The sequence below is a fragment of the Paraburkholderia sp. Ac-20347 genome (assembly GCF_017104805.1).
Taxonomy (GTDB): Bacteria; Pseudomonadota; Gammaproteobacteria; order Burkholderiales; family Burkholderiaceae; genus Paraburkholderia; species Paraburkholderia tropica.
Window position 1 is genome coordinate 1 of sequence record NZ_JAAGPN010000318.1, and the last position, 7,947, is coordinate 7,947.

At 61.8% G+C, this 7,947-nt stretch carries 7 protein-coding genes; 1 reads left to right on the top strand and 6 read right to left on the bottom strand.

The window, feature by feature from the left end:
- The coding region (locus tag G3N97_RS33900) for an amidase (RefSeq protein WP_205997242.1) at positions 1 to 1,008 on the top strand (1,008 nt) is incomplete at its 5' end.
- 39 nt (positions 1,009 to 1,047) lie between these two features.
- Here the strand turns inward: G3N97_RS33900 and G3N97_RS33905 are convergent.
- The 6 genes from G3N97_RS33905 to bdcA form a co-directional block, all read right to left on the bottom strand.
- Positions 1,048 to 1,890: a helix-turn-helix transcriptional regulator gene (locus tag G3N97_RS33905; protein WP_205997243.1), complete on the bottom strand. Its 843-nt coding sequence runs from the start codon at positions 1,888 to 1,890 to the stop codon at positions 1,048 to 1,050.
- Between the two features lie 96 nt (positions 1,891 to 1,986).
- Positions 1,987 to 2,439 carry a transcriptional regulator gene (locus tag G3N97_RS33910; RefSeq protein WP_205997244.1) on the bottom strand — a complete coding sequence of 151 codons (453 nt, stop codon included), beginning with the start codon at positions 2,437 to 2,439 and terminating at the stop codon, positions 1,987 to 1,989.
- Positions 2,439 to 4,610: a GNAT family N-acetyltransferase gene (locus G3N97_RS33915; protein WP_205997245.1), complete on the bottom strand. Its 2,172-nt coding sequence runs from the start codon at positions 4,608 to 4,610 to the stop codon at positions 2,439 to 2,441. The genes G3N97_RS33910 and G3N97_RS33915 overlap by 1 nt, the downstream gene beginning before the upstream one ends.
- 581 nt (positions 4,611 to 5,191) lie before the next feature.
- Positions 5,192 to 5,599, bottom strand: a complete 408-nt coding sequence (locus G3N97_RS33920) for a VOC family protein (RefSeq protein ID WP_205997246.1) — start codon at positions 5,597 to 5,599, stop codon at positions 5,192 to 5,194.
- Positions 5,600 to 5,778: 179 nt separating this feature from the next.
- Entirely contained in the window at positions 5,779 to 6,906 is a 1,128-nt protein-coding gene (locus tag G3N97_RS33925) for a serine hydrolase (protein ID WP_205997247.1), read from the bottom strand.
- Between the two features lie 90 nt (positions 6,907 to 6,996).
- Complete coding sequence (bdcA, locus tag G3N97_RS33930; protein WP_205997248.1) at positions 6,997 to 7,710, bottom strand: SDR family oxidoreductase; 714 nt, start codon at positions 7,708 to 7,710, stop codon at positions 6,997 to 6,999.
- Positions 7,711 to 7,947 lie beyond the last annotated feature (237 nt).

Here is a 7,947-nt window from a genome sequence, read left to right on the forward strand (position 1 = left end):
TGGTTCACGAGCAATCAGGTGCACGGCGCGACGCGCAATCCGCGCAACGCGTCGCTCACGCCGGGCGGATCGAGCGGCGGCGCGGCGGCGGCGGTCACGGCGGGCATCGGCCAGATCGCGCTGGGCACCGACATCGGCGGCTCGGTGCGCTATCCGGCCTACGCGTGCGGCGTGCACGGGCTGCGGCCGAGCCTCGGACGCGTGCCTGCGTTCAACGCGTCGTCGCCGGAACGCCCGATCGGCGCGCAACTGATGTCGGGCGCGGGACCGATGGCGCGCAGTATCGACGATGTGAGCCTCGCGTTCACGGCGCTCGCGCAGCCCGACATGCGCGATCCGTGGTGGGTGCCCGCTCCGCTCAAGGGACCGGACGCGCCGCTGCGCGCGACGATCTGCCTGCGCCCCGGCGGCATGACGATCGCGAAGGAAGTGGAAGACGCGCTGCTCGACGCCGGACGCCGTCTCGCGGATGCGGGCTGGACCGTCGAGCAGATCGACGACACGCCGTCGATGCGCGACGCCGCCGAAGTGCAGGAGCGCCTGTGGCTCGGCGACGGCTATCCGGCGCTGGTCGATGCGGTGCTGCGCGACGGCGACCCGGGCGCGCGCGCCGTGGTGGAGGGCGTGCGGGCGAAGGTCGCGGCGATGCCCGAGGACGTGGTCAGCAAGTCGCTGGTGCGCCGCACCACGCTCGCGCGCCAGTGGCGTCTGTTCTTCGCCGAGCATCCGGTGCTGCTGCTGCCGGTGTCGGGCGAGCTGCCGTTCGCGGACGGGCTCGATCTGCAGGGGCCGGAGGGCTTCCAGCGCGTGTGGGATGCGCAACTGACGCTGCGCGCGCTGCCGGCGGTGGGTTTGCCGGGGCTGGTCGTGTCGACGGGGATGGTGAACGACGTGCCGGTGGGCGTGCAGATCGTCGCCGGGCATTATCGCGAGGACCTGTGCCTGCTGGCGGGCAAGGCCATCGAGGCGCGTGGCGCGCCGCCTTCGCCGGTTGATCCGGCGGCGTAAGCGGGCGGTATAGGCGCGCGGTATAGGCAGTGAGCGTCGCTAGCGTGCGTCGGCCGGTGTGTTCGAGTCGGCGGACGCGGAGGCCGACGCTCCGAGCGCCAACGTGTCTTCCGGCCGATACTCGCTCGGCGAGACGCCCAGCTCGCGGCGGAACATGTCGCTGAAACTGCTGGGCAAAAAGCCGAGCAGGCGCGCCACGGCGCTCACCGACTGGCCTTCCGCGAGCCGCGACACCGCAATGGCGAGCTGCACCTGCCGCCGCCATTGCGCGAAACCCACGCCCATCTCGCGCGTGAAGAGGCGCGCGAGCGTGCGCACGCTCGCGCCCACCGACGCCGCGTGCTGCTCGAACGCGATCTCGTTCGACGGATTGTCGATCACCGCGCGGCACAGCATTGCGAGACGGCGATCGGCGTTGCCCGAGGTATCGGGCAAGGGAATGCGCAGCGTCGAACGGCGCGCGTGCGCCAGCTCCATCCCCGCGAGACGCGACGCGGCGGCACGCCAGGCGTCGTCGCGATCGTGCTCGCGTTCGGCGAGATTCTTGATCAGTTCGCGCAGCAGGCCGTCGACTTCGAACACCTCGCAGCGCGTGCTCAGATGCGGGATGTCGTGCTCGTGCAGATACAGATTGCGCATCTCGACCGCGCTCATCATGTGGATCGCGTGCGGCGTGCCGGGCGGCAACCAGACCGCGCGCTGCGGCGGCACCACCAGCGCTTCGCGGCCCGCTTCGACCCACATCACGCCGGAGACGGCGTACAGCACCTGCGCCCACGTGTGCGAATGCGGCTCGATCTGCAGGCCGCGTGGATAGTGGCGCGCGAGCGAGCGGGTGTGGCCGGGGGCGTCGTCGAGGGTGGGCGGGGTGGCTTGGGGCATGGGGAGACGGTGTGCGCTGAGAGTGCTTTCTTCCCACATCGTGCTGCCAGAACTCGAGCTCAAGTCCCGCCAGGCAACAGAGCGGTCGCTTGCGTGCTAAATGAGCGCGTTCTTTGGCACTCCCGCAACCATCGCGTTAGCAAGTGCTCCGGTAGGATCGATTCGCGTAAAAAACTGCGGCGGGTGAAAGCCGGACGAGACGTCACGCAACTTGCCAAGAGGGACTTCTTGCTTCAACTTCTGCACACTCTTCAATTCGAGAGCAAAAGCTTGATCGCGTCCATCAAAGTAATTGAAGAACTCCGTCTTCTCCAGGCCGGAGCATGTGCCGAAACGACGCCAAATTTGACTGGGCGTCAACGTATGAGTGGCGGCGACGATGGCCAGACCTACGACACTACCGATAGGGCGTTTTACGTATATCCAGACAACCGTTCCCTCGGCAACGTTCATAGTCCTCCGCCGCAATTCGACGCGCTTCGTTCCGGCAAAGATGTTGATCGCATGTCGTTCCTCAAGGGAAATCAGAACATGATCGTAGGTGTTCATTATCTGCATGCCTCAGCAAGAAGGCCTTCAACTTGATGACTGTTGATTGTTTGAGTACTAAGCAGCTTCACGGGTGCGCCACACCCAAGCGCTTCAAGTGTATGCCTAAACACAGGCTTCGGAAGGATGTTGAGGTTGTCGAACACTGTAACCGTGCGTGTGTTTGTCTTGCCGATGATGTCCAACTGACTGGACTCAAAAACACTTGGCGAAAGTTCCTCGGGCCCCATCGTGTCCAGATCCTGCAGATAGGCACGGACTACCCGAGCAACGGCCACAACTGCGCCTAGCCCTCCGTGTTTCTGCGACTCGTAAATGAACAGGAGACTTCCCGGGAGAAACTTTGGCAGGTTCCTGGGGTGGCTGACGTAATGTCGCTGTTGGTACAATTGTACTCGCGTTCGTGGCAGCAGCGAGACTTGCGGCGAGTGCGGGACCAGATGCTCGGAGAAGCGTTTCTGAAGAGGTGTTATCAACCCTCCCCGGCCCGGCAGGCAAAACAGGCCGGGCGCTACCATGCTCTCGAATCTGATGAGCGGCATATGTGTCCGATTGCCATCAGCGGCATGAATCTCTATGTGCTGATTTGCATCCCTGAAATCAGGACTGGTGGGCGGTAATCGAATACCGCATATTTCGGCCAGTGATTGATTTGTAGTTGCCCAATTTTTGTGATCGACAATGCGTTTGATGACAATTTTTTGGAGTTGCGATCGCCGATCTAGGTCCGCTGTGAACCCGATTGAGATTGCCTCCTCCCTTATCAAGGTCTGTGCGGGAGGAAACTTGATTCGAACAAGGGAAATTTGATCGTTTTTGATGTGATCATTTAACTCGCTGAGAATCAGCCTCGTGCAATCGAGAGCACATGGCGATCTTTCATCGACAGCCATTAATGCGTTGATATGTGCGTGTTCGATTGTGTGGTGACGAACGAAGTACCCTGCCAGTTTTCCGCTTTCGTGCACGACGAAGCGAACGCAGGAGCGGTTGCGAGCATCAACCGCAGCCCAATCTCCTTGTATCTCTGCGTTCGAAACGCCCCATGCCGCCAGAAGATTTCGGATCTCGTTCTCGTCGTCCGAGCGCGCTTCGCGCAACTCAAGGAGTCGGTCGGTTTCGCTGCCTGATGCATTGATCCCGATTGGGTGTGTTTCTTCAAGCGAGAACGCGGATGGCGAAAGGACATCTAGGCTGTACCTTTCGCGCAGTGAGCCAGCCGCATTTAATATCGATGAATCGCTCGTTACCAGACCCTCCAGCTTATGGGCGATCGCAGTGGCAAGATGCTGAAGATCTGACTTGTCGTTGGGTGTGAGCTGGTTGAGGCGTGCCCTCTCCGGAAAGACGATCTCTCCCAATTCGCTGACGATTGGACTGGCGTCGCGGTCGGAGGGAACGTTGTATGTCGGGAGAGTGGACGCCAGATCCTGCATCGGATCTGTCTTGCCAGCCGGACAATGGCGTTTGAGCTCCGCCTGGATTTCTGAGCTGATGGCGAGGCTGCAAACCTGCATTCGTTCAGCCCGGAACAGGTTGACGACGTCGTCCCGGCGCTGTCTGCGTGGGCCGAGATCGAACAGAACATTCATGTCCAAAAGATAGGTCGGGATCGTGGTGCCTGGCGTAAAGCTGAAGCCTAGAGGGTTTGCTGAATCGATCCCGCTAGGACTGAAGAGTTGCGGCGAGGCCAGCTCGTGATTTCGGACGACGATCATTCGCGGATGCTTGCCACGGCTTCGTCCGCCGGCTTCGATGCGCTGAACCTGAAACCCTTCTCGTTCCCAGAAGGCGTTTGAATTTGCCAGGTCTTCTGCAACGCGAGCCTCAATTGATAAATATTGCAGAGCAGTGAGGTACTGTTTGAGATGCCCGATCAGCTTTGCGCCAATCCCCAAGCCGCGGAAATCCTTCACCACATAAATCTGGAGAACCTTGGCACGCGGTTGCCGAAGGTCAAAAAGTAGATATCCGGCAAGTTCGCGTTCGCTTCCTCGCGTTGAGACTGCTGCAAAAACATTCCCTTTCGTCGCGTACTCCCCGTACAGAGACTTTGGAAAGAAACCTAGCGCCACTTTGTCGGAGTCGGCCGCTTTCCTGATCGCGTCGACGAGTGGCAGAACATCGTTGCATTGCGTGAGAACGGTGATGCGTTGTGGGTTTTCAGTCATGGCTGATGCTCAGCTTATGCCGTGCTTCCGGATTCCGGCAGATGGCCAGGTTGGTTGGGGCAGTCTGTAATGCATGCTGCGTCGGTTGGAGATCTGGAAAAGGTTAGCATTATTAATGAAGAAGTAGATATCTAGGCAGGCGAGCATTGTGCTGACTTGCAGAGCCTTTGACTTTAAATCAAGGAATTTGGGTAGGTCGACAGCGTTCGTTGCGAAACGGGCTTTTCGCTCAGGCCGTTATCGTCGAGCGAAGTCGATGGTCGACACAATCAAGCGTCGAGACCAACTGGGGTGTACGGCGTGCTGACAGTGGAGTTCGCCTGGATGACATCAGGCGGAATCGGGGCGGTGTGTGCCTTCGAGTATCGCTGGCGTTATCTGCACGGCTCTCGGTTCGTTCACCCTAGGTGAAGCGTGGAGGCGCTGAGTCAGATCATTACGCGCAATCGAAGCCTGTTCGATCGGATTTATTCATAAGCTGGAGGAAGGCGGTAAGGGTAGGGACCTTGTCGCCTCGATTTAAAGCGATGAGTGAGTGGCTAATGAATTAACGACTCGTGAATGCAGTGGCAAACAACACTTCAATTCTCAAACGTCCCCTGATACTCCGGCGCAGCATCCTTGCGCGTATTCAATTCGAACATCACGCCGCCCGGCGCGCGGCAAAAGAAGCGCGAACCGCGCCCGTTATTGAACACTTCGGTTTCCATCTGCACGCCCTCGGCCTTGAATCGCGCATAAAGCTGCTGCAGGTCTTCGACGCTGGGCAGTTCGAAGCCGACATGAAAATTCCCCGGCCAAACCGGTGTTTCATTGATCGAGTGGTCGATCACCACGTCATAACCGGGGCGTTTGAGAATATACGACTGCTCCCACGACCCGGCGATCGTGAAACCCAGATAGCGTTCGAAGAAGCGCGCGGTGGCGGCGGTATCGGAAGAAGGGAAGCTCAGATGATTGAGCTTCATGGTGTGTGTGACGTCGTTCATGGTGGATCTCTTTGCGGTGGCGACGGCCCCATGCCGTGTTCGCCCGAGGAGTTCAGAATATAAGCAAATGCTCGCATTCGATACTCGCATTGGTCGCGCGGATCACGCACGTCAAAACGCCTGAAAAACAAGGGGTATTCGCGATTTTGGCATGCAGCCATCGAGTGCGAGACTCGTGTTCACGGCACCGTGTTCGGCGGCGCGGCGGCTTCAATCAGCGTCATCAGATGCGCGCGCGCCGATTCGCTCACGTGTTTCGACGTCAATTTCGGATCGACGCGGCTCACCACCACGAGGTCGAGCGACGGCACCACGACCGCGTACTGCCCGAGATGGCCGTCGGCCCAATAGCTCGCGATCTGCGGGGCGCTGGCAGCGGTATCGGCCGCATCGGCGGGCGCGCTCGTCCACCACATATAGCCATAGCCGCCCCACGGCGTGTTCGAGTCGGGCCGCGTCGATTCCTCGACCCAGGCGGCGGGCACGATTTGCCGGCCATTCCAGCGTCCGTCGTTGAGATAGAGCCAGGCGAAGCGCGCGAGGTCGCGCGTGCTCATGTCGATCGGGTAGGCGGGATAGCGCGTGTCCGGTTCGCCGGACGCGTATCGGCCATCGGACGGTGCATAGTCCTGCATGCCGATCGGGCGCGCGATGTCGTCGGCGAAGGCCGTGAAAATATCGTTGCCCGATTGCTGCCGGTAAATCCCGCCCAGCGCATTGAAATCCCAGTTGTTGTAGCACCAGAATGCGCCGGGCGCGTGGCTGCCGCGCGGCGGCTTGATGCGCTGCATCCACGGTGTTTCGTAGGTGGTGGGGTGATAAACGCCCGAGCGCGCCTCGATCAGCTCGCGCACGGTGGCCTGGCGTTCGGCGGGCGTGAGCGCGGGCGCATTGTCGTCGATGCCGAGTTGCGCGAGCGTGGCGTCGAGATCGATCCGGTGCTGCGCGACGGCGATGCCGATCAGCGCGCTCAGCAAGCTCTTGCGCACCGAGTAGAGCGGCGTTTTCGCCTGCGTGTCGCCCCATTCGTCGACGACCGCGCCGTGCTGCACGATCATCAGCGAAGTGGCGCCGACGCGATGCGCGTAGGCATCGGCGTCGGAGAGGCGGGCGGGAGACCAGCCGAGGCTGGCGGGATCGGCGTGACGCCATTGCGCGGCGGGAAAACGCGGCGCGTTCGTGGCGATACTGGTGGCGTCGCCGGCCGGCTCGCTGGAAGTGTCGGGCGTCGTCGCGTGCTGCTGCGTCGTGCAGCCGAGCGGCAGCGCGGCGAGCGCCAGCCACACAAGCGGTTTGAAAGTTTTCAAGCCGGACGCTCCAGAGGAAACGATCCGGCCATCATAGTGCGCTTTCGCGGCGGCGCGCGGAAGACGCGCGCCGTTCAGGCACAGCCGCGTTCAGGCGCCGAAGCCGCCGTCGATCGTATGCAGCGCGCCGGTGATGCCGCTCGCGTGCGGACCCGCGAGATAGCCGACGAGGCTCGCCACGTCCTCGGCCGTGCCGTGACGCTTGAGCGCCATGACGCTGTGCATCATGCTCGCCATCGGGCCTTCGGCGGGGTTCATGTCGGTGTCGGTCGGGCCCGGCTGGACCACGTTCACGGTGATGCCGCGCGCGCCGAAGTCGCGTGCGAGTCCGCGCGCCATGCCTTGCAGCGCCGACTTGGTCATGCCGTAGGCCGTGAGTCCCTCGAACGGGATGCGGTCGCCGTTGACCGAGCCGATCGCGACGATGCGGCCGCCGTCGTGCATCAAGCGGGCCGCTTCGACGGAAGCGTGATACGCGCCTCGCACGTTCACGTCGAGCATGCGGTCGACGGCGTCGGCCTCGATCGTCAGCGGATCGCCCACCACGAGCAGCCCCGCGTTGTACACGAAGACGTCCAGCGGTCCCGCTTCCTTTACTGCGGCGATCAGCGCGTCGCGGTCGGCCGCGTCGGCATGGACGGCGCTCGCGCCGGTTTCCTTCGCCAGCGATTCGGCGGCTTCGCGCGACCCGGCGTAGGTGAAGCGCACCTTCGCGCCGGCTTCGGCGAAGAGCTTGACGATGGCCTTGCCGATGCCGCGGCTGCCGCCGACGACCAGAACCGATTTACCTGAGAACTGCGTCATGATGATGAGCTCCTTGAATTAAAGTAGTGACCACTATATATTTCACCTACAGGTAAGGCAAGGACTTTTTATAGTGGTCACTAATTTAAATTCAGGACGCAAGCCGGGTCGTGGCCGGCCGCGGGTTTTCGACCCGGAGGCGGCACTGGAAATCGGCGAGCGGATGTTTCACGAACACGGCTACGACGCCGTGGGACTGGCCGCGCTCACGGAGGAGCTGGGCATCAAGGCGCCGAG